At 70.9% G+C, this 20,888-nt stretch carries 19 protein-coding genes and 1 riboswitch; of the genes, 5 read left to right on the top strand and 14 right to left on the bottom strand.

Annotation, left to right across the window (positions count from 1 at the left end):
- A partial coding sequence (locus AC067A_RS36900) for an ABC transporter permease (RefSeq protein WP_479247950.1) occupies nucleotides 1-739 on the top strand: 739 nt, incomplete at its 5' end.
- Nucleotides 740-791: 52 nt separating this feature from the next.
- Here the strand turns inward: AC067A_RS36900 and AC067A_RS36905 are convergent.
- Entirely contained in the window at nucleotides 792-1,295 is a 504-nt protein-coding gene (locus AC067A_RS36905) for a hypothetical protein (RefSeq protein WP_479247951.1), read from the bottom strand.
- A gap of 157 nt (nucleotides 1,296-1,452) precedes the next feature.
- On the opposite strand from AC067A_RS36905, the gene AC067A_RS36910 reads away from it, so the two are divergent.
- Nucleotides 1,453-2,262, top strand: a complete 810-nt coding sequence (locus AC067A_RS36910) for a PhzF family phenazine biosynthesis protein (protein ID WP_479247954.1) — start codon at nucleotides 1,453-1,455, stop codon at nucleotides 2,260-2,262.
- A 209-nt stretch (nucleotides 2,263-2,471) separates the two neighbouring features.
- Here the strand turns inward: AC067A_RS36910 and AC067A_RS36915 are convergent, their stop codons facing one another.
- Together AC067A_RS36915 and AC067A_RS36920 are read right to left on the bottom strand one after the other, a co-directional pair.
- Nucleotides 2,472-3,254 carry a CPBP family intramembrane glutamic endopeptidase gene (locus AC067A_RS36915; protein WP_479247956.1) on the bottom strand — a complete coding sequence of 261 codons (783 nt, stop codon included), beginning with the start codon at nucleotides 3,252-3,254 and terminating at the stop codon, nucleotides 2,472-2,474.
- Nucleotides 3,255-3,576: 322 nt separating this feature from the next.
- On the bottom strand, nucleotides 3,577-5,076 hold the full coding sequence (locus AC067A_RS36920) for a glutamate-cysteine ligase family protein (protein ID WP_479247958.1): 1,500 nt from the start codon (nucleotides 5,074-5,076) through the stop codon (nucleotides 3,577-3,579).
- 482 nt (nucleotides 5,077-5,558) lie between these two features.
- On the opposite strand from AC067A_RS36920, the gene AC067A_RS36925 reads away from it, so the two are divergent.
- Both AC067A_RS36925 and AC067A_RS36930 read left to right on the top strand, forming a co-directional pair.
- Nucleotides 5,559-6,149, top strand: a complete 591-nt coding sequence (locus tag AC067A_RS36925; protein WP_479247960.1) for a hypothetical protein — start codon at nucleotides 5,559-5,561, stop codon at nucleotides 6,147-6,149.
- Nucleotides 6,150-6,481: 332 nt separating this feature from the next.
- Complete coding sequence (locus tag AC067A_RS36930; protein ID WP_479247962.1) at nucleotides 6,482-6,688, top strand: DUF5999 family protein; 207 nt, start codon at nucleotides 6,482-6,484, stop codon at nucleotides 6,686-6,688.
- A gap of 80 nt (nucleotides 6,689-6,768) precedes the next feature.
- Here the strand turns inward: AC067A_RS36930 and gcvP are convergent, their stop codons facing one another.
- Nucleotides 6,769-9,654, bottom strand: a complete 2,886-nt coding sequence (gene gcvP / locus AC067A_RS36935; protein WP_479247964.1) for an aminomethyl-transferring glycine dehydrogenase — start codon at nucleotides 9,652-9,654, stop codon at nucleotides 6,769-6,771.
- A 179-nt stretch (nucleotides 9,655-9,833) separates the two neighbouring features.
- A riboswitch (glycine riboswitch) is annotated at nucleotides 9,834-9,933 on the bottom strand.
- 113 nt (nucleotides 9,934-10,046) lie between these two features.
- Here gcvP and AC067A_RS36940 point away from each other — a divergent pair.
- Entirely contained in the window at nucleotides 10,047-10,421 is a 375-nt protein-coding gene (locus AC067A_RS36940) for a PRC-barrel domain-containing protein (RefSeq protein ID WP_479247966.1), read from the top strand.
- Nucleotides 10,422-10,533: 112 nt separating this feature from the next.
- On the opposite strand, the gene AC067A_RS36945 is transcribed toward AC067A_RS36940, so the two are convergent.
- The 10 genes from AC067A_RS36945 to clsA all read right to left on the bottom strand — a co-directional run bounded on the left by AC067A_RS36945 (nucleotide 10,534) and on the right by clsA (nucleotide 20,699).
- Nucleotides 10,534-11,901 (bottom strand): DNA polymerase IV, encoded by a 1,368-nt coding sequence (locus AC067A_RS36945; RefSeq protein WP_479247967.1) that lies wholly within the window; start codon nucleotides 11,899-11,901, stop codon nucleotides 10,534-10,536.
- A 152-nt stretch (nucleotides 11,902-12,053) separates the two neighbouring features.
- On the bottom strand, nucleotides 12,054-12,671 hold the full coding sequence (locus AC067A_RS36950) for a MerR family transcriptional regulator (protein ID WP_200146593.1): 618 nt from the start codon (nucleotides 12,669-12,671) through the stop codon (nucleotides 12,054-12,056).
- A gap of 192 nt (nucleotides 12,672-12,863) precedes the next feature.
- Nucleotides 12,864-13,337, bottom strand: a complete 474-nt coding sequence (locus tag AC067A_RS36955; protein WP_017238433.1) for a bifunctional nuclease family protein — start codon at nucleotides 13,335-13,337, stop codon at nucleotides 12,864-12,866.
- Nucleotides 13,338-13,390: 53 nt separating this feature from the next.
- A complete protein-coding gene (ftsR, locus tag AC067A_RS36960) occupies nucleotides 13,391-14,134 on the bottom strand; it encodes a transcriptional regulator FtsR (RefSeq protein ID WP_479247970.1) in 744 nt (247 codons plus the stop codon).
- 29 nt (nucleotides 14,135-14,163) lie between these two features.
- Nucleotides 14,164-15,090, bottom strand: a complete 927-nt coding sequence (locus AC067A_RS36965) for an FHA domain-containing protein (RefSeq protein WP_479247979.1) — start codon at nucleotides 15,088-15,090, stop codon at nucleotides 14,164-14,166.
- 79 nt (nucleotides 15,091-15,169) lie between these two features.
- Complete coding sequence (locus AC067A_RS36970) at nucleotides 15,170-16,114, bottom strand: DUF881 domain-containing protein (protein ID WP_479247971.1); 945 nt, start codon at nucleotides 16,112-16,114, stop codon at nucleotides 15,170-15,172.
- A 5-nt stretch (nucleotides 16,115-16,119) separates the two neighbouring features.
- Nucleotides 16,120-16,452: a small basic family protein gene (locus tag AC067A_RS36975; protein ID WP_015032176.1), complete on the bottom strand. Its 333-nt coding sequence runs from the start codon at nucleotides 16,450-16,452 to the stop codon at nucleotides 16,120-16,122.
- Nucleotides 16,449-17,378, bottom strand: a complete 930-nt coding sequence (locus tag AC067A_RS36980; RefSeq protein ID WP_479247973.1) for a DUF881 domain-containing protein — start codon at nucleotides 17,376-17,378, stop codon at nucleotides 16,449-16,451. Before AC067A_RS36980 ends, AC067A_RS36975 begins: the two co-directional genes overlap by 4 nt.
- Nucleotides 17,379-17,477: 99 nt before the next feature.
- On the bottom strand, nucleotides 17,478-19,973 hold the full coding sequence (locus AC067A_RS36985) for a sugar phosphate nucleotidyltransferase (protein ID WP_479247975.1): 2,496 nt from the start codon (nucleotides 19,971-19,973) through the stop codon (nucleotides 17,478-17,480).
- Between the two features lie 117 nt (nucleotides 19,974-20,090).
- Nucleotides 20,091-20,699: a cardiolipin synthase ClsA gene (gene clsA / locus AC067A_RS36990; RefSeq protein ID WP_479247977.1), complete on the bottom strand. Its 609-nt coding sequence runs from the start codon at nucleotides 20,697-20,699 to the stop codon at nucleotides 20,091-20,093.
- Nucleotides 20,700-20,888: the final 189 nt, after the last annotated feature.

A 20,888-nucleotide genomic window follows, 5' to 3' on the forward strand; every position in this document is an offset into this window, starting at 1 on the left:
CCTCCTGCACGCCCGCCGCTACCCGTCGCTCACCCTGAACCTGCTGCTCACGCCGATCATGCTGCTGCTGCTCTTCGTCTACGTCTTCGGAGACGTGATGAGCGCGGGCATCGGGGGCGGCGGCGCCGACCGCTCCGCGTACATCGCCTACCTCGTCCCCGGCCTCGTGCTGATGACCATCGGCAGCACGACGATCGGCACGGCGGTGTCGGTCTCCACGGACATGAGCGAGGGCATCATCGCCCGCTTCCGGACCATGGCCATCCACCGCGGCTCCGTCCTCTTCGGACACGTCGTGGGCAGCGTCCTGCAGTCGATCCTGAGCGTGGTCCTCGTGGGTGCCGTCGCCGTGGCCATCGGCTTCCGCTCCACGGACGCCACCGCCCTGGAGTGGCTCGCCGCCTTCGGCCTGCTCGCGCTGTTCGCCCTGGCGCTCACCTGGATCGCGGTCGGCATGGGCATGGTCAGCCCGAACGCCGAGGCCGCCAGCAACAACGCGCTGCCCCTCATCTTCCTCCCGCTGATCTCCAGCGCCTTCGTCCCGATCCACGCGATGCCGGGCTGGTTCCAGCCGATCGCCGAGTACCAGCCCTTCACCCCCGCCATCGAGACCCTCCGCGGCCTCCTCCTCGGCACCGAGATCGGCAACAACGGCTGGATCGCCGTCGCCTGGTGCCTCGGCCTCACCGTCCTCGGCTACTTCTGGTCCAAGTCGGTCTTCGACCGCGACCCGAGGTAGAACCGCACGACACCCGTCCCACCCGGGGCGGCGCAGACCGACACCCGTCGGCCTACGCCGCCCCACCCGCGTCCAGCCCGCCGGCCCGCGCGGACCCTCCCTCGTCCCCCTCGTCGTCTCCCACCGCGCCCACCCGGCCGTCCCCCGCCCCGCCCGCCTCGTCGTCTCCCGCCGCGCCCGCCCGGCCGTCGATCTCGTCGCCCACCCCGCCGCCGCTCGCCTTCCGGCGGGCACGGGCGCTCCGCACCGCCCGCACCGCCCGGGTCGTCCCGTACCCCAGAACCCAGGGCGCCACGGTGAGGCCGAGGAGGTACACGCCGAAGTAGCCGACGAGGTCGTCGGTGCCGGTCGGCTCGCTCCAGGGCATCAGCGTCACCACCAGGGCGACCCCCGCGGGCAGCAGCGGGAGGAGGACGGAGCACAGGCGTGCCCGCCAACCGGGCCGCAGGGCGCAGCACACCCCCATGCCGCACATGACGAACGGCCCGAAGGGAATCCAGAGGATCATGGGGGCGAAGAACACCACCCACCACTCGTCCGAGTACCCGAACATCATCGAAGCCCCCCGTGTGACCGTGCGCCGCCGTCCCCGCCGGGACGAGCCCCTGAACGTGGGCCACGCTCCTTCCCTCCCAGGACGCCGGGCGCGGCCGGTCCAGTTCTCGGTGATTGGCCTTGGCCGGGCGATTTCCGGCCCTTGTACGGTCGGGGGCATGCGGATCCGAATCGTCGACGCCTTCACCGACCGTCCCTTCTCCGGCAACCCCGCCGGGGTCCTGCTCCTGGACTCGTTCCCGGACGACGCCTGGCTGCGGCAGGTCGCCGCCGAGGTCAACCTCTCCGAGACGGCCTTCGCCCACCCGCTGCCCGCCGGCGGCGACGCGGACTGGGCCCTGCGCTGGTTCACCCCCACCACCGAGGTCGACATGTGCGGCCACGCCACGCTGGCCACGGCGCACGTCCTGGACTCCACGGGGACGACGGACGGCACCGTCCGCTTCGCGACCCGCTCCGGCGTCCTGGCCGCGACCGCCGAGGCCGACGGCACGATCACGATGGACTTCCCGACCTCCTCCCTCACCCCCGTGCCCGCGCCCGACGGCCTGGCGAAGGCGCTCGGCGCCGAGGTCGTCGCCGTCCACGACACGGCCGTCCACATCGGCGACCTGGTCGTCGAGCTGCGCGACGAGGCCACCGTCCGTTCCCTGACCCCCGACTTCGCCGCTCTGAAGGCGCTCTCGTCGCGGGGTGTCATCGCCACCGCCGCCACCGAACGCCCCGACCGCGGCTACGACTTCGTCTCCCGCGGCTTCTTCCCGGCCGTCGGCATCGACGAGGACCCGGTGACCGGCAGCGCCCACACCGCGCTCGCCCCCTACTGGGCCGCCCGCTTCGGCCGCGAGGACCTCACCGGATTCCAGGGCGGCGCCCGCACCGGACTCGTCCGTACCCGGCTGCGCGGCGACCGCACCCTGCTGACCGGCAGGGCCGTGACGGTCATCGACGGCGAGCTGCACGCCTGACGCCCGGAGACACCGAGGAGGCGTACGGCGACCTGGCCGTACGCCCCACGCCCCACGCCCCACATCCCACATCCGACATCCGACATCCGGCATCCGGCATCCGGCATCCGGCATCCGGAGACGCCGAGGGGCGTACGGCTCGAACCGGCCGTACGCCCCTTCCCTCTCCCCGTCCCTCCACCCCCGTCCCTCCGGCGCGCGGGTCCGGGTCACCCGGTGGGCAGCCACCCCACCTTGCCCGCCAGCAGCCCGTATCCGACGAAGGCCACGATGTCGAGCAGCGCGTGTGCCACGACCAGGGGCCCGACCCGGCCCCAGCGGCGGTACAGCAGGACGAAGACCACGCCCATCACCACGTTGCCGAGGAAGCCGCCGATGCCCTGGTAGAGGTGGTACGAGCCGCGCAGCACCGAACTCGCCACCAGCGCGGCCATCGGGGTCCATCCCAACTGCCCGAGCCGGCGCAGCAGGTACCCGACGACGATGACCTCCTCCAGGACGGAGTTCTGCACCGCCGAGAGGATCAGTACCGGGTACTTCCACCACACGTCGGGCAGCGACTCCGGCACCACCGTCAGGTTGAACCCGGAAGCCCGCGCGGCCAGGTAGAAGGCGAGGCCCGCGCTGCCGATCCCCGCGGCGACCAACGCCCCGCGTCCGAAGTCCCGCCCCGGATCGGACCGGTCGAAGCCGATGGCCCGCAGTCCGGCTCCCTCCCGCATCAGCAGGTGGGCCACGAGCACGACCGGCACGAGCGCCGACGCGATGCCGAAGAGCTGCCAGGACAGGTCGAGCCACGGCCGTCCCGGCGCGTACGAGCCGTTGAGCGTCGCCGCCTGCTCCTTCAGGGCGCCCGGCTTGGTCAGGGAGCCGATGAAGCTGATGAGCGACGACACCGCGCTCGCCCCGAGCGACAGCGCCAGCACGATCAGGGTCTCGGAGCGCAGCACCCTGCGCGGCAGACCGTCCGGGGGCAGGGAAGCGTCCCTCATGTATTGCTCCGACACCACACCTGTCTCCACTTCCCCATCGCGGGCGCACGCCGATCCGACGGCCTCGCCCGGACCGGTGCGTCGCCGTCCGGACTCGACCACCTTGACATGATCACCCATGACCGGCCGGAGACCACCGGGCCGGCACCCGGGACCCGCCGAGGACGACCGGGACAGCACCGGCCCCGCCGGAGACCACCGGGCACCGTTCACGACCGGCCGAGGCCCGCCGGGCGCCGCTCGTTTCCCGGCGGGCCGCGGCGGTGCCGGTGTGAGCGCCCGCAGTGCGGTGAAGTCCGTCGTACGAGTAGGGGCGCCCGCTTCAGTCGATCCCCACCGGCCACGTGTGCACGGGTTCGCCCTCGTGCATGAGCGTGCGGTAGCGCCGGGTGGTCGCGGCGAGCGCCGCCTCCCGGTCGAGACCCGATTCGAGGGCCTGGTGGAAGGTTTCGGCCTGCCACGAGGCGCCGTTCACCCGCCGCAGACAGCGCTGTTCGATGATCCCGAGGTAGTGGTCACGGTCGGCCGGTTCGATGTGCCAGGCGTCGAGCCCCGCGGCGGCCAGCGGCAGCAGTTCGTCCAGGACGAGCCGTACGGCGGGCACGGTCGCGACGCCGCCGGCGCGGCCGGAGCGCGGCCAGCGGAGCTCCGCCTCGATGCCGTGGCGGCAGGCCGCGTCGAAGTTGGCCTCGGCGTCCTCGAAGGTCATCCGCTTCCACACCGGCCGGGGGTCGTCGGCGAGCGAGCGGACGAGGCCGTAGTAGAAGGCGGCGTTGGCGATCACGTCGGCCACGGTCGGTCCCGCGGGCAGGACGCGGTTCTCGACGCGCAGGTGCGGGACCCCGTCGACCCAGCCGTACACCGGCCGGTTCCAGCGGTAGATCGTGCCGTTGTGCAGGACGAGTTCCTGGAGGCGCGGCACGCCGCCCTCGTCGAGGACGAGCAGCGGGTCCTCCTCGTCGCAGATGGGCAGCAGCGCGGGGAAGTAGCGGAGGTTCTCCTCGAAGAGGTCGTACACGGAGTCCACCCACCGCTCTCCGAACCAGGTGCGCGGCCGTACGCCCTGGGACTGCAGTTCGGGCGGCCGGGTGTCGGTGGCCTGGAGGAAGAGCGGCGGCCTGGACTCGCGCCACAGCTCGCGGCCGAAGACGAAGGGCGCGTTGGCGCCGAGCGCTATCTGGACGCCCGACACCGCCTGTGCCGCGTTCCACACGGCGGCGAACCGGGCGGGGGTGACCTGGAGGTGGAGCTGGACCGAGGTGCAGGCGGCTTCGGGCACGATCGACTCCGAGGTGCAGAGGAGCCGTTCGACGCCGTGGATGTCGAGCGTGAAGTCCTCGCCCCGGGCGGCGAGGATCTGGTCGTTGAGCAGCGTGTAGCGGTCGGCGGCCGACAGGTTCTCGAAGACGAGGTCGCTCTGTGCGAGCGTGGGCAGTATGCCGATCATGACGACGCCCGCGTCGAGTTCGGCGGCCTTGCGGTCGGCATATCCGAGCCCGGTGCCGATCTCTTCCGCGAGCCGGTCGAATACCCGGCCGCCCAGCTGGTGGGGGGCGATGTTCACCTCGAGGTTGAACATTCCGAGTTCCGTCTGGAAATCGGCACTCGCGATCTTTTCCAGAACGGGTCCGTTCAGCATGCGGGGCAGTCCGTCGGCACCGGCGAGATTGAGTTCGATCTCGACGCCCATGAGATTGCGCGGCCGGTCGAACCTCTTCTCCGCCAGGAGTCTCGCGAGCCCCGCGAGACACTGCTGGAGCTTTCTCCGGTAGTGCTGCCGGTCGGACGGGCCGAACCCGTCGGCCACGACCTTCTCCCCCATCGACGCGTCCCTCCGCGAGCGGGCAGCCGCCCACCACGGCCGCGTGTCACGGACGATGATGCCCACACGGTTGATCGACAACGCCTGCGGAATCGAGCCGTCGGACGATAGGCTGGACGGAGAGCTCCACCGGCACATCCCGAAGGCACGGAACAATCGACATATACCAATGTCCTATTGTCCGGGAGCCCGGGGTCGCAATTCAGCCGTCCGGCACTGCGGGATTCACGCAGGTGGGAGCGGCGCGATGGTCACGATTCTGCTTCGACTCCCCCCTATTAAGGCCTGATGACGCCTTGTCAGGAATATCGGCGACGTCTAGCGGAAACACTGTGTGAACACGTGTCGTATAAACTCCGCGGGCGAGGCAGAGTGTTGGCGCCCGGCCATGGCCTCATGGCCCCCTCTCTGGCCCCGCCGCCGACAGCGCCGTCGTACCTGCCCACGCATCACCGTGTCTCCTGAGTGAGAGGCGACCCACCATGCTCCGACCCTCCCCGGCCCCCGCGCCGGCCCTCCGCAGCGTCCTCGCGGCCCTCGGCTCGCCGACCGCCGTCCGCGAGGCGCGAACGCCCGCCCTGCGGGCCGCGCAGGGACCACTGAGCCCCGAACACCCGCTGCCCGTGCACGTCCTCGACGTCTCCGGAGCACCGGGGATCGCGCCCCGCACCCGGCTCGCCGGCTGGCGCTTCCTGATCCGGCACGGGGAGCGGGCGATCGCCGCCGCGGACACCATGCTCACTCCGGACGGCTGGACCTTCTCGCACTTCTTCGAGGGTCCGTACGTGTCCGCGACGGAACGGGCCCTGCTGCAGGCCGAGGCGCTGCCCGTCGCGTACGAGCCCCGGCTGCTCTCCGTACCGGAGCTCTACATGCTGACCCTCTGGCTGCACGCCGACCCGGAGTCCGGCGGCACCGCCGTCGCCCCGGCGGCCGCCGATCTGATGGTGCCGCTCGCCCCCGCGCCGCCGGGGATCGCGGCCCACCGGCCCTACCAGGTCGCCGACCTCCTGCCCGTCCTCAGCACGCGTCTCGCGCCGCCGCCCCTCCTGGGCTCGGCGGCGCCCGCCTGATCCGGCGCCCGCGCGGCCCCGCCCCGTGACCCGGCCGGGTCACGGGGCGCACTGTTGTCCGAACCTCGGGCCCGAACGGCGCCGCCGAACACCCCTCCCATACGGACTAGCCCGCTCGGGCCACCCCGAACCACCCGAAGAGACCGTGCGGTTGACCTGAACCGCCCCTGGGGGTGATGCGTCTTCCCCGGAGAGGACGAGCTGAGGCGAAATACCTGCGGATGACCTTCCGTAGGGCAAGACTGGGACCGGAACCGAACCGACCGACGGGGGCGGCGATGAGCGCGAAGAGCCGCAGGACATCCACCACGACGCAGCGAAAGAACCCACCCATGTGCCAGCACCAGCCTGCCTGTCCGACCGCCGACTCTCCCGCCCGGGAGGCGGCCCGACTGATGGCACACCATCCGGAACAGGGCTGGAGCCTGCTGTGCAACGGCGTCCTGCTCTTCGAGGACACCGGTGAACTGCTGCCGGACGGGCAGATCATCGCCCCGCACCGGCCGCTGACCGCGGGCCAGGTGACGACCGCCGCCTGAAGGGCGCGTCGACACCGTTCGAGGGACGACGCCGAGGGCCGGCCCGGAGGAGATCCTCCGAACCGGCCCTCGGCTCGTGCTCAGTTGTCGTAGTCGTCCATCGGCGGGCAGGAGCAGACCAGGTTCCGGTCGCCGAAGGCGCCGTCGATGCGGCGGACCGGCGGCCAGTACTTGTCGGCGGCCGAGACGCCGGCCGGGAAGACCGCCTCGTCACGGGTGTACGGGTGGTTCCACTCGCCGCCCAGCGCGGCCGCGGTGTGCGGCGCGTTGTGCAGCGGGTTGTCGTCGGCGGGCCACTGGCCCGAGGCGACCTTCTCGATCTCGGCGCGGATCGCGATCATCGTGTCGCAGAAGCGGTCGAGCTCGGTGAGGTCCTCGGACTCGGTCGGCTCGATCATCAGCGTGCCGGCCACCGGGAAGGACATCGTCGGGGCGTGGAAGCCGTAGTCGATGAGGCGCTTCGCGATGTCGTCGACCGTGACGCCCGTCGCCTTCGACAGCGGGCGCAGGTCCACGATGCACTCGTGGGCGACCAGACCGGCCGGACCGGTGTAGAGCACCGGGAAGTGCGGCTCCAGGCGCTTGGCGATGTAGTTCGCCGCGAGGACGGCGACCTGGGTGGCGCGCTTGAGGCCCTCGCCGCCCATCAGGCGGACGTACGACCACGAGATCGGCAGGATGCCCGCGGAGCCCCACGGGGCGGCCGAGATCGGGCCGACGCCGGTCTCCGGGCCCGCGGTGGGCTGGAGCGGGTGGTTCGGCAGGTACGGGGCGAGGTGGGCGCGGACGCCGACCGGGCCGACGCCGGGGCCGCCGCCGCCGTGCGGGATGCAGAAGGTCTTGTGCAGGTTCAGGTGCGAGACGTCGCCGCCGAACTTGCCCGGCTTGGCCAGACCGACCAGCGCGTTGAGGTTGGCGCCGTCGACGTACACCTGGCCGCCGGCCTCGTGGACCTCGGCGCAGATGTCGGCGACGTGCTCCTCGAACACACCGTGGGTCGACGGGTAGGTGATCATCAGCACGGACAGCTCGTCGCGGTACTGGGCGATCTTGGCGCGCAGGTCCTCGACGTCGACCTCGCCGTCGTCGGCGGTCCTGACGACGACGACCTTCATGCCGGCCATCACCGCGGAGGCGGCGTTGGTGCCGTGCGCGGAGGACGGGATGAGGCAGACCGTGCGCTGGAGGTCGCCGTTGGCGCGGTGGTAGGCGCGGACCGCGAGGAGGCCGGCCAGCTCGCCCTGCGAACCGGCGTTGGGCTGGATCGACACCTTGTCGTAGCCGGTGACCTCGGCGAGGCGCTCCTCCAGCTCGGTGATGAGCGTGAGGTAGCCCTGCGCCTGCTCGACCGGGGCGAAGGGGTGCATCTGGCCGAACTCGGGCCAGGTCACCGGCTCCATCTCGGTGGTCGCGTTCAGCTTCATCGTGCAGGAGCCGAGCGGGATCATGCCGCGGTCCAGCGCGTAGTCGCGGTCCGCGAGCTTGCGCAGGTAGCGCAGCATCGAGGTCTCGGAGCGGTGCGCGTGGAAGACCGGGTGGGTCAGGTACGCGTCGGAGCGCAGCAGCCCGGCGGGCAGCGTGTCCTCGGTGACGGCGTCGAGGGCCTCGATGTCGGCGGCGACGCCGAAGGCGCCCCAGACGGCGGCGAGCTGCTCGCGCCCGGTGGTCTCGTCGCACGAGACCGACACGAGGTCGGCGTCGACGCGGTGGAGGTTCACGCCGGCCTCGCGGGCGGCGGCCACGACCTCGTCGGCCTTGCCCGGGACGCGGGCGGTGACGGTGTCGAAGAAGGCGCCCTGGGTGAGCTCCACGCCCCCGGCGGTCAGGCCGGCGGCCAGGATGGCGGCGTAGCGGTGCGTGCGCTGCGCGATCTGCTTCAGGCCGTCCGGACCGTGGTAGACGGCGTACATGCCGGCCATGACGGCGAGCAGCACCTGAGCGGTACAGATGTTGCTGGTGGCCTTCTCGCGGCGGATGTGCTGCTCGCGGGTCTGCAGGGCCAGGCGGTAGGCGCGGTTGCCGTCGGCGTCGACGGAGACGCCCACGAGGCGGCCGGGCAGGGAACGGGCGTGCTTGTCCTGGACGGCCATGTAGCCGGCGTGCGGACCGCCGAAGCCCATCGGCACGCCGAAGCGCTGCGTCGTTCCGACGGCGATGTCCGCGCCCAGCTCGCCGGGCGAGGTGAGCAGCGTGAGGGCGAGCAGGTCGGCGGCGACGGTGACGATCGCGCCGAGCTCGTGGGCGGCGTCGACCAGCGGCTTGATGTCGCGGACGGCACCGGAGGCACCCGGGTACTGCAGGAGCACGCCGAAGACACCGCGCTCGGCGACCTCGGCGGGGATGCCCTCGCTCAGGTCGGCGACGACGACCTCGACACCGGTCGGCTCGGCTCGGGTCTCGATGACGGCGATCGTCTGCGGCAGGGCGTCGGCGTCGACGAGGAAGACGCCGTTCTTGACCTTGCCGACACGGCGGGACAGCGCCATGGCCTCGGCGGCGGCGGTGCCCTCGTCGAGGAGGGAGGCGCCGGAGGTGGGCAGACCGGTCAGGTCAGCGACCATCGTCTGGAAGTTCAGGAGGGCCTCGAGGCGACCCTGGGAGATCTCCGGCTGGTACGGGGTGTACGCCGTGTACCAGGCCGGGTTCTCCATCACGTTCCGCAGGATGACCGGCGGGGTGAAGGTGCCGTAGTAGCCGAGGCCGATCATGGGGGCCAGGACCTGGTTGCGGTCGGCGAGCGTGCGCAGCTCGGCGAGGACCTCGGCCTCGGTGCGGGCGGCGGGCAGGCCCAGCGCCTCGGCGTTCTTGATCACGTCCGGCACCGCGGCGGCGGTGAGTTCGTCGAGCGAGCCGTAACCGACCTGGGCGAGCATCTTGGCCCGCGCCTCGGCGTCGGGTCCGATGTGCCGCTGCTCGAACGGGATGCCCTGTTCGAGCTCGGAGAGCGGAGTGCGGTTGGCGGTCATTACGGAGGCCTCCTGGTCGTCACGACCTGCGAGGGGCACCACGGCGCGGGTACCCGGACGGCCTCCCCCTCTGTCATCTCAACCTGAGAGTTTCACCGGCACGCCTCACGGCACACCGGCTTTCACCGTCGGTGAGAGCGCGTGCCGTCGTCGGACACCGCTCTGCTTTCCAGAGTGACCTCGTCCGCGCGGTACAGGGGCCTGAGAGATTCCGGGGAGGATTTGCTCCTTCGGCGCCCACCGGAAGGTTTCTCCGGGGGACTCTCCCGCACAGGGTCGACAGCCACAGCCAGCCTACCAGCGCGGTTGTCTCTCCCTTCGCTCAAGTGGCCGACATCCCAGTTGTGCACTTTCGTAGGGGTGTAGAGCAGTTGCGACCAGTTGGAGGGACCGTGCAGACCGACATCGATCCGCGCAGCCTGATCGGCCGCAAGGCGTTCGACCGGAACGGCCGCAAGATCGGCACCGTGGACGAGGTGTACCTCGACGACGCGACCGGCATCCCGGAATGGGCCGCCGTCCGCACCGGCCTGTTCAGCCGGGACGCCTTCGTCCCCCTGGAACCGAGCGATCTCCTCGCCGACGGCCTCCACATCCCCTACGAGCGGGCCCTCATCAAGGACGCCCCGGACTTCGGCGTCGGCCGCCACCTCTCCCCGGAGCAGGAACTCCAGCTTTACCGCCACTACAGCCTCACCCTGCCCCCGCCGCCCTCCGACTACCCCGACACCGACTTCGGCCGCCTCGCCGGCCAGGACGGCACCTGACCCGCCGGAAGCCCTCCCGACCAGGCCGGGCTCACCCCACCCGGCCTCATCGACCGGACGTCTTCAAAGGGCCCGCGTCCTCGCGGGCCCTTTCCGTGCCGCTCGTCGCCGCTCATCCCACCAGCGGCAGCGGCTCCCCCTCCACCAGGTCGGGGTCGTCCACGGCGAACGTCCGGACCCTTCCCGGCGCCGCTGACCCCGGTTCCTCGAACCGGACGGTGACCCGCCCGACGCCGCTCCCCTGCACCCACCCCGCCCCGTACACCGCGTGCCGCACGTCCCTCCCGGGCGCCCAGTGCCGCTCCACGGGCCCGGACGGCTCTTCGGTCCCCTCTGTGACCGCCGGGAGCGCGGAGGGCACAGAGGAGGCCTCAGTGGCCGGAGAGACGGCCGTGGCGCTCTCCCCCGCACCCGCCTGAGCGAACAGGTCCTCCTGCGTGTAGTCCGCGAGCCCGCTCACCCCCACCCCGAGGAGCCGTACGCCCCCGGTGGTGTCCACGGCCTCCAGGAGCCGTCCCACGGCCTCCCGCACGACGCCGGGGTCGTCGGTGGGCCCCCGCAGCGTCTCGGACCGGGTCAGGGTCGAGAAGTCGTACCGCCGCACCTTCAGGACGATCGTCCGTCCGGAGTGCCCCGAGGCCCGCAAACGCCCCACACACCGGTCGGCCAGCCGCTCCACCTCGACCCTGATCCGCACCCGGTCGTGCAGGTCCACGTCGAACGTGTCCTCGACCGAGACCGACTTGGCGTCCCGCTCGGCGACCACCGGCCGGTCGTCGTACCCCTGGGCCATCCGGTACAGCGAGGCCCCGTGGGCCCGGCCCAGAAGCCGCACGAGCTCGTCCTCGCCCGCCTCGGCGAGGTCGGACACGGTGGTCATGCCGGCCCGCCTCAGGTGCTCCCCCGTCGCGGGCCCCACCCCGGGCAGGATCCGCACGGACCTCGGCCCCAGCAGCTCCCGCTCGGTGCCGGGCTCGATGAGGACCAGCCCGTTCGGCTTGGCCTCCTCGGAGGCGATCTTCGCGATCATCTTCGACCCCGCGAGACCCACCGACCCCGTCAGGCCCGTCGTCGCCAGGATGTCGATCCGCAGCCGCTCCCCCGCGGTCCGCGCGCTCGCACTGTCGTGGGCGACCCCTCCGGCCTCGAGATCGACGAACGCCTCGTCCAGGCTGAGCGGCTCCACGAGCGGCGAGAGCCGCCCCAGCAGCTCCATCACCTGTTCGCTGATCGACCGGTAGAAGGCGAAGCGGGGCACGAGGTAGGCGGCGTTCGGCGCCAGCCGCCGCGCCTGCCCCATGGGCATCGCCGAGTGCACGCCGAACCGCCGCGCCTCGTAGGAGGCGGTCGCGACGACACCCCGCGGCCCGAGCCCGCCGACCACCACGGGCTTCCCGCGCAGGCTGGGCTTGGCCGCCTGCTCGGCGGCGGCGAAGAACGCATCCATGTCGAGATGCAGGATCGTCGGCGCGGCTCTCACGGTTCCGATGCTGCCTTACGCCACTGACAACGGCCCCGGGCGAAAGCCGCGGGGCCACGAAAATCACGGTCGGGAGCCCCGGCGCGGCCCCGACACCCGGCCGGAGGGGCTCCGGCCGACCCCGCGGGGACGTACCGGAACCCGCCCTCCGCTCAGACGGCCTTGTCCCGCCGCCGCCTCGCCAGCTCGTCGCCCGGGTTGTGCCCGACGAGCGTCTCGCCCGTGTCGACACGCTCCCCGTGCAGCTGCGACAGCGCCGCCTCGACGTCCCGCCACACGACCCCGACGGCGATCCCGAAGACGCCCTGCCCACCCTGGAGCAGGTCGACGACCTCGTCGGGCGACGAGCACTCGTAGACCGTGGCCCCGTCGCTCATGAGCGTCATCCGCTCCAGATCGCGAAAGCCCCTGGCCCGCAGGTGCTGCACCGCGGCCCGGATGTTCTGCAGGGCGACCCCGGTGTCGAGGAAACGCTTGACGATCTTCAGCACGACGACATCGCGGAAGCTGTACAGCCGCTGGGTTCCCGACCCGTACGCGGGCCGCACACTCGGCTCCACGAGCCCCGTGCGCGCCCAGTAGTCCAGCTGGCGATAGGTGATACCCGCGGCCGCGCAGGCCGTCGGTCCGCGGTAGCCGACCGCCTCGTCCGCCGCGCCGGCACTCGCGTCCGTCCCGAAGTCGCCCACACTGCCGTGAAGCGGATACGGACCGCTCTCCCCGGACACGCGTCCGAGCGAGCTACCCGCCGTACCGTCCGCGCTGCTCATCACGCCGACCCTCCGTCCTTGACCTGCCCACACGAAGGTAGGCAGTCACCAGGGGTGCGTCAACGATCGCCACACTCGGCACGCCGAGTGATAATCACCCTGAGAGTGGTTTCCCGTGTCTCTCCCCGGGGAAAGGCTACTCGAATGCGCTGACGGCACCCCGCGAACGGCGTCCGGACGCGGCCTCGCGCCTCACTGGCTGTTGGTCCCGAAGTCCTCCGGTGAGATCTGGTCGAGGAACTCGCGGAACTTCTCCACCTCGTCCTCCTGCTCATCCGGAATCGCGATGCCCGCGTCGTCCAGCACACCGTCACTGCCGAAGATCGGCGTCCCGGTACGCAGGGCCAGGGCTATCGCGTCGGACGGCCGCGCGCTCACCTCGACGCCGCTGGCGAAGACCAGCTCGGCGTAGAAGACCCCGTCACGCAGATCCGTGATGCGGACTTCGGTGAGCTCCTGTCCCACGGCCTCCAGCACGTCCTTGAACAGGTCGTGCGTCAGCGGTCGCGGCGGCGCCATCCCTTGCTGGGCGAAGGCGATCGCGGTCGCCTCCCCCGGTCCGATCCAGATGGGGAGATACCGATCGCCTCCCACTTCACGCAGGAGCACGATCGGCTGGTTGGAGGGCATTTCCACCCGGACACCCACAACGTCGAGCTCGTTCACACAGCAACCCTAGGACGTGCCCGACCGGTTTGGATAGTCGGGCCCTCTCCGGCTCACTGCAGCCGGATGCCCAGAGCCGTCTGGACCAGCGCCGCGTGCAGCCGCACCGACTGCGCCGCGAGCTCCTGCGCGGTGGCCTCCGCATGGGCCCTGGTCTGCGGATTCCGGTGCCGGCGCAGCGGTGCGACCACCTGCTCGATCAGCCCGGCCTCCCGGTCCGCGGCCGCCTTCACGGCCCGCAGGTGCCGGGGCTCCAGACCGAATCTCCCCAGATCCGCTACGAGTCTGGCGACCGTCACGCTCTCGGCGTCGTAGCCCCCGCCGTCCGCCTCGGCGATCAGACCGTACGACTCCCACTCGACGAGCTCGGTCTCGGTCACCTCGGCCGCGGCGATCAGCTCGGCCCGCCCGATCCGCACCGCGGTCTGCGGCTCCGTGTCCTGCTCCCAGGCACCTTCCAGCAGATCCCGCCGGCGCCCGGGCGCAGGAAGGCTGATCTGCTCCCCTCGGGCGAGGGCGTCGAGGTGCTCACGGATGACCTTCAGCGGGAGGTAGTGGTCCCGCTGCATCCGCAGGATCTGAGCGAGCCGCTCCACGTCCTGCGGGCTGAACTTCCGGTACCCGGAGGCCGTCCGCCGGGGCTCGACCAGCCCCTCGGCCTCCAGGAACCGGATCTTGGAGATCGTCACTTCGGGAAATTCGTCGCGCAGCTGGTTCAGCACCGTGCCGATGCTCACCAGCCGGTCGCCCGCGGCGGCGGTGCCGGATCCGGCACCGCCCGTCGGTGTTCGCAGCATGGACCTTCCCTGAAGGCTTCTCCGAGGCGTCACACGCCCCGCTGGCTCGAGTAGAAGACCAGCCGGTACTTGCCGATCTGCACCTCGTCGCCGTTGGACAGAACGACCGAGTCGATCGGCTCACGGTTGACGTACGTGCCGTTGAGGCTGCCGACGTCGGCGACGGTGAAGCTGCCGTCCTGCGCCCGCCGGAACTCGACGTGCAGCCTGGAGACCGTGAAGTCGTCCAGGAAGATGTCGCTCTGCGGGTGACGGCCGGCCGTGGTCAGCTCGCCGTCGAGCAGGAACCGGCTGCCGGAGTTCGGCCCCCGCCGCACCACCAGGAGCGCGGAGCCCGACGGCAGCGCCTCCACGGCCGCCAGCGCCTCCGGGGAGAGCGAGGGCAGCTGCGTCTGGCCGGTGACCTCCGCGTCGTAGGCCTCCAGGCCCGAGATGGAGATCGTCGACGTCGTCTCCGACGCGCGCTCGGGGGCGACCCCGCCCCGCAGCGGCGTGCCGCAGTGGGAGCAGAAACGGCTGTCGGCCGTGTTGCGGTGACCGCACCGCGTGCACACCGGCATGGACGCGTCCTCCTGTCGCGGCAGCCCCGCGGAGGTCTGTGTCGCGTACGGATCGGGGGTAAACCCTCCACCCGTACTTGATGGTTCTCCGAAACCTATGCGGGCGGCCCCGGCGGGGTCAACAGACGACGCGCCCTGAGTGCCCGGAATGTCACCGCCGACCTCATCGCGGAAGAGCGGGCGCTCGCCGCCCTGCTCCTCGTCCTGGGCGTGGCGCGGCGCGCGGTGCCGGGCGTTGCCGCCGTCCTCGCGTGCGCTCTTGCCGAACAACTTCGAAAACAACTTCACGGGCGATTCCCCTTGACCGAAACAGACCCGCCCGTGGGGCAGGACGAACCGAGATCCATCACACCTGCCGACCCGGACACCTTCACAACGTCCGTATCCTCCGGACAGTTTCCACCACGCACCACCGTTGTGGTGCGCCGACCCCCCGCAACGTCATGCCCTTGTCGCGGGGCCCCCTCGTCCCCTCTCACTGCGAGGACGACTGAGCGTAGTCAGGCCGCTTCGCGGGTCGCAAGGCGTCGACGACGATCTTCGCCGACCGCTCCACCGTGGCCGTGGCCTGCTCCTTCTCCAGGGTCTGCACGACACCGCCGGGAATGTTGAGCGCGGGCTCGAGATCCTCCGGCTTGCCGATGACCTTGAAGACGTACGGAGCGGCCACCTTCGTTCCATCGATCCGCATGTCTTCACCGCTGCCGGTGAAATAACTGTCCGCGACCACCCGCACCCCGTTGACCTGGATCGCCTCGGCGCCCGCGGCACGCAGCTCCTGGATCGCGTCGAGCAGCATGTCCGACTCGACGGCGCCGCCGGGGTCCCCGACGGTCAGGGTGATGCCCGGCCCCTGGGCGGCGACCGTGCCGGCCAGGATGCCGAGCTGCTGCTCCTTCTCCTGGGTCTGCTTGCGGGCCTCCTCGGCCTGGTCCGAGCTGGACTCCAGCTCGGAGCGCTGCTTCTCCAGCCGGGCCTGCTCGTCCTCGAGACGCTGCGTGCGGTCGTCGAGCTCGTCGAGGATGCGGACCAGGTCCTCCTGGCGTGCCCCGCGCAGCGCGCTGTTCTCACTCGTCGACGACACCTGGATGGCCAGGCCGAGTCCGAGGACGAACAGCAGGAGCGCGACGACGAGTTGGGCCCGCGTCACCCGCGGCGGCCACAGTGCGGAGGCGAGCCTCCGCCGTCCGCTCGCCTCGCCCTCGGGGGCGGCGGCGGGAGCGGCCGGCGCGGGCACCGGAACGTCCTCGCCCGCCACGTCGTCACCGGCAGGGTCCGCCGGCGGCGCGTCGGACGCCTCAGGCCGCCCGGGACCCTCGGGCTCGCGCCGCTCGTCCGGCACCCGCGGGGCTTCGGGCCCCGACTCGTTCTCGTCTTCGGGGCGCTCGTGGTTCTGGGGGTTCTGGGGGTTCTCGCTCATCGGCCTCACGCCCGGAAGACGTGGCGCCGGATGGCGGCCGCGTTGGAGAAGATCCGGATGCCGAGCACGACGACCACACCGGTCGACAGCTGGGCGCCCACGCCCAGCTTGTCGCCGAGGAAGACGATCAGCGCGGCCACCACCACGTTGGAGAGGAACGAGACCACGAAGACCTTGTCGACGAAGATCCCGTCGAGCATGGCCCTGAGGCCGCCGAACACCGCGTCGAGGGCGGCGACCACGGCGATCGGAAGATAGGGCTCGACCACCGCCGGAACCTCGGGGCGGACCAACAGCCCGACCACGACTCCGACGATCAGGCCCAGTACGGCGATCACGATGTGCCCTTCCCTGTGTCGGCCGTGGCCCGACCGGACGGCGTCGCCGTCCCGGCCCCCCTCGGCTCTGCGGTACGTACGGTCAGGCTCGGCGCGGCCGGCAGGCTCACATCGCCCTCGGCCGAGATGCTGCTCCTGATCCCGAAGTTCTCCACCAGCGCGTGCAGGTACTGCCCGTCGGCGCTGTCCTGGAACGCGGTGCTCAGCCTCTGTCCGTCGCCGACGGCGAGGACGGTGTACGGCGGCACCAGCGGCCTGTTGTCGACCAGTATGGCGTCACCGGCGGCCCTGATCGCGGACAGTGACGTCAGCCGCTGCCCGTTGATCGCGACGGCCTCGGCGCCCGACTCCCACAGGCCGTTGACCACCCGTTGCATGTCCCGGTCGCGCACCCGGCCCGTGTCGGAGAAGCCGGTGCTCTCCCTCGGCCCGCCCCCACCGGTGTCGGTGCCCTTGGCGTCGTCGACCACGAGCTTCACCCCTGGTCCGTGCACGGGCGTCGCCCCCGAGAGCAGCGCCAGGAGCTCGGCCTGGTCACCGCCGTGCTGCTGCAGGGCCTGCCGCTGGCGGTTCCCGACCTCGGCGCGGATCCGCTCGACGTCCTCCTCGAGCCGGTCCGCGGTCGCGGTCTCCGCCTCGATCCGGTCGATGAGCTCCTGGCGCTCCTTGGCGACGACCGGCGCGGAGATCCGCGCCTCGGCGGCACCGACGGTCACCACGGCGGCCGCGAGCAGGAGGCCGACGGCGACACCGAGCTTGGCACGCAGGCTGCGGGGCAGGCCGGTGCCCTCCGCCGCACGCCGGGCCGTCGCCTCCGCGTAGCCGTCGTCGAGCGCGTGGTCTATGACGTTGTTCAGCAGCGACATCGACGCGTCCGGGCGCGGCGGCGGTGATCCGGTGCTCCGAACGGGGGGCTGCTGCGACATGCCGCACATCGTCGCACGTCGAACGGCCTACCGCCGAATGGCCCCCGCATCAGGCCGGGAGGCACCCGCGGGCGCCTCCCGGCCGAACGCGCCGATCCGTCAGCTACCTGCGCCGTCGACCACCGCCGCCCACTCGTCGAGCAGCGCCTGGGCGGAGGCGTCGTCGGGACCCTCGGCCCACAGATGCGTCACGGCCTCGGCGGGGTCGGGCAGCACCATCACCCAGCGCCCGTCGGCCTCGACCACCCGCACCCCGTCGGTGGTGTCCACGGAACGGCTGCCCGCCGCCTCCACCACCCTGCGCATCACGAGCCCCTTCACGGCCCATGGGGTCGCGATGTCCTTCTTGAGCACGTGCGCCCGCGGGATCCGCGCGTCGATCTGGCTCAGCGTGAGCTGCGTCCGCGCCACGAGCCCGATCAGCCGCACGAAGGCGGCGGCCCCGTCGAAGACGCTGCTGAACTCGGGCACGATGAACCCACCGCGCCCGTCACCGCCGAAGATCGTCGACTCCTCCCGGCCGACCCGTGTGAGGTCGTCGGGCGAGGTCGTCGTCCACTCCACCTGCGTGCCGTGGTACGCGGCGACCTGCTCCGCGATCCGCGTGGTCGTCACCGGCAGCGCGACCCGCCCGGATCTCCGCTCGGCCGCCACCAGGTCGAGCAGCACCAGGAGCGCCCGGTCGTCCTCGATGATCCGCCCCCGCTCGTCCACGAGCGAGAGCCGTTCGCCGACCGGGTCGAACCGCACCCCGAACGCGGCCCGCGCCGACGCCACGATCTCCCCGAGCCGCACGAGCCCGGCCCGCCGGCTCTCGGCCGACTCGGTGGGCCGCGACTCGTCGAGTCCCGGGTTGATCGTCAGCGAGTCGACCTGGAGCCGCCCGAGCAGGCTGGGCAGCACGAGCCCCGCGCTGCCGTTCGAGGCGTCCACGACGACCTTCAGACCCGCCTCCGCGATCCCGGAGGTGTCGACGTTCCGCAGCAGGGATCCGGTGTACGAGTCGAAGACACTCGCCGGGAAGGAGAGGTCACCGATCTCCCCGGGGAAGGCCCGCCGGTACTCCTGCCGCGCGAACACCCGGTCGAGCTTCCGCTGACCGCCCTGCGAGAGGTCCGCCCCGCGTTCGTCGAAGAACATGATGTCCACGGAGTCCGGCACCCCGGGCGAGGTCCGCACCATGATCCCGCCGGCACTTCCCCGCGCGGTCTGCTGCCGCGCCACCGGCAGCGGTACGTTCTCCAGATCCCGTACGTCGATGGCACTGGCCTGCAGCGCCGAGATCACCGCCCGCTTCAGCGCCCGCGCACCCCTGGAGTGGTCGCGCGCCGTGGTGACGGTCGCCCCCTTCTTCAGGGTCGTCGCGTACGCCCCCGCCAGCCGTACGGCCAGCTCGGGCGTGATCTCGACGTTCAGGATGCCGGAGACGCCCCGCGCCCCGAAGAGGTGGGCCTGCCCCCGGGACTCCCAGATCACCGAGGTGTTGACGAAGGCGCCGGCCTCGATCGTCTTGAACGGATACACCCGGACGTTGCCCTGCACGATCGATTCCTCACCGATCAGGCACTCGTCGCCGATGACGGCCCCGTCCTCGATCCGCGCGGCCCGCATGATGTCGGTGTTCTTCCCGATCACACAGCCGCGCAGGTTGCTCTGCTGGCCGATGTACACGTTGTCGTGCACGACGGCCTTGTGCAGGAAGGCCCCGCTCTTGACGACGACGTTCGAGCCGATGACGGTGTGCTCGCGGATCTCCGCGCCGGCCTCGACCTTGGCGTAGTCGCCGATGTACAGCGGCCCGCGGAGCTCCGCGTCGGGATGTACCTCCGCGCCCTCGGAGACCCAGACCCCCGGCGAGATCTCGAAGCCGTCGATGTCGACCTGGACCTTGCCCTCCAGGACGTCCGCCTGGGCCTTCACATAACTCTCGTGGGTGCCGACGTCCTCCCAGTAGCCCTCGGCGACATAGCCGTAGATCGGCTTGCCGTCCTTCATGAGCCGTGGAAAGACATCGCCCGACCAGTCCACCGGAACATCCGCCTCGACGTAGTCGAAGACCTCGGGCTCCATCACGTAGATGCCCGTGTTCACGGTGTCCGAGAAGACCTGTCCCCAAGTGGGCTTCTCCAGGAATCGCTCGACCTTGCCCTCTTCGTCGACGATCGTGATCCCGAATTCCAGCGGATTCGGCACCCTGGTCAGACAGACCGTGACGAGGGCGCCCTTCTCCTTGTGGAAAGAGATCAGATCGGTCAGGTCGAAGTCGGTGAGCGCGTCACCCGAGATGACGAGAAAAGCGTCGTCCTTCAACGCTTCCTCGGCGTTCTTCACACTTCCCGCTGTACCGAGTGGCTTCTCCTCGTTGGCATACGTGAGCTCCATCCCGAGTTCCTCGCCGTCGCCGAAGTAGTTCCGGACGAGAGAGGCGAGAAACTGCACGGTGACGACGGTCTCGTTGAGACCGTGCCTCTTGAGCAGTCGTAGGACGTGCTCCATGATCGGCCGGTTCACCACCGGCAACAGAGGCTTGGGCATGCTCGAGGTCATCGGGCGAAGGCGTGTTCCTTCGCCACCGGCCATCACAACGGCCTTCATGTCGGAAGCGTCCTCCTTGAAGAGACGACGGTCCTGCCGACTTCACCTGTCCGCTCAGTAGCCCTCGGATTGTCCTCGTTGTTGCCGGCGACGCTGCTCGGCACAGGACGGACGGGCTCAATCGGCCTCGGTATCCGTCTTCACGAGTCGACGGACCTGGACCACGTAGAGGATCCCTGCCCACCAATACAGAGTTGTACCCCATCCGGCGAAGGCCCACCCGAAAACTTCAGCGAGTGACGACAGCCAGCCCGTTCCGTCACTGAGAAGCAGCAACGGGAACGCGTACATCAAGTTGAAAGTCGCAGCTTTGCCGAGGAAGTTCACCTGCGGCGGCGGGTACCCGTGCCGGCGGAGGATTCCCACCATCACGAGCAGCATGACCTCACGCGCCAGCAGGACGGCCGTCAGCCACAGCGGCAGGATCTCACGCCAGGTGAGACCGACGAGCGTGGACAGGATGTACAGCCGGTCGGCGGCCGGGTCGAGCAGCCGGCCGAGGCTGCTGACCTGGTTCCAGCGCCTGGCGAGCTTGCCGTCGAGATAGTCGCTGACACCGCTGAGCATCAGGACGAGGAGCGCCCACCCGTCGCTCTTGGGCCCGCCGAACTCCGGACGGAGAATCAGCCACAGAAACAGCGGCACGCCGAGGAGACGCGCCATGCTGAGAATGTTGGGGATGGTGAGGACCCGGTCGGTCTGCACGCGAGTCTCCTGGACCTCCACCCGGGGGCCTCCTGCTGAGGATGATGCCGACATTGCCCCCCGACCTTACCCTCAGCCACGCCCCCACCCCGCACGGGGCCCTCTCCGCCACCCCAACGCAAAAATGCCTCAACCCCCGGACAAGGTCCGGGGGTTGAGGCTAAAAATTGTTCGGCGGTGTCCTACTCTCCCACAGGGTCCCCCCTGCAG

The sequence above is a fragment of the Streptomyces sp. NPDC043176 genome, assembly GCF_056436715.1.

Bases quoted from the DNA above. Each gene is read 5' to 3' on its own strand.
- AC067A_RS36905 (WP_479247951.1), bottom strand. From the start codon at position 1,295: ATGATGTTCGGGTACTCGGACGAGTGGTGGGTGGTGTTCTTCGCCCCC.
- AC067A_RS36910 (WP_479247954.1), top strand. From the start codon at position 1,453: ATGCGGATCCGAATCGTCGACGCCTTCACCGACCGTCCCTTCTCCGGC.
- AC067A_RS36915 (WP_479247956.1), bottom strand. From the start codon at position 3,254: ATGAGGGACGCTTCCCTGCCCCCGGACGGTCTGCCGCGCAGGGTGCTG.
- AC067A_RS36920 (WP_479247958.1), bottom strand. From the start codon at position 5,076: ATGGGGGAGAAGGTCGTGGCCGACGGGTTCGGCCCGTCCGACCGGCAG.
- AC067A_RS36925 (WP_479247960.1), top strand. From the start codon at position 5,559: ATGCTCCGACCCTCCCCGGCCCCCGCGCCGGCCCTCCGCAGCGTCCTC.
- AC067A_RS36930 (WP_479247962.1), top strand. From the start codon at position 6,482: ATGTGCCAGCACCAGCCTGCCTGTCCGACCGCCGACTCTCCCGCCCGG.
- gcvP (WP_479247964.1), bottom strand. From the start codon at position 9,654: ATGACCGCCAACCGCACTCCGCTCTCCGAGCTCGAACAGGGCATCCCG.
- AC067A_RS36950 (WP_200146593.1), bottom strand. From the start codon at position 12,671: ATGAGCAGCGCGGACGGTACGGCGGGTAGCTCGCTCGGACGCGTGTCC.
- ftsR (WP_479247970.1), bottom strand. From the start codon at position 14,134: ATGCTGCGAACACCGACGGGCGGTGCCGGATCCGGCACCGCCGCCGCG.
- AC067A_RS36970 (WP_479247971.1), bottom strand. From the start codon at position 16,114: ATGAGCGAGAACCCCCAGAACCCCCAGAACCACGAGCGCCCCGAAGAC.
- AC067A_RS36980 (WP_479247973.1), bottom strand. From the start codon at position 17,378: ATGTCGCAGCAGCCCCCCGTTCGGAGCACCGGATCACCGCCGCCGCGC.
- AC067A_RS36985 (WP_479247975.1), bottom strand. From the start codon at position 19,973: ATGAAGGCCGTTGTGATGGCCGGTGGCGAAGGAACACGCCTTCGCCCG.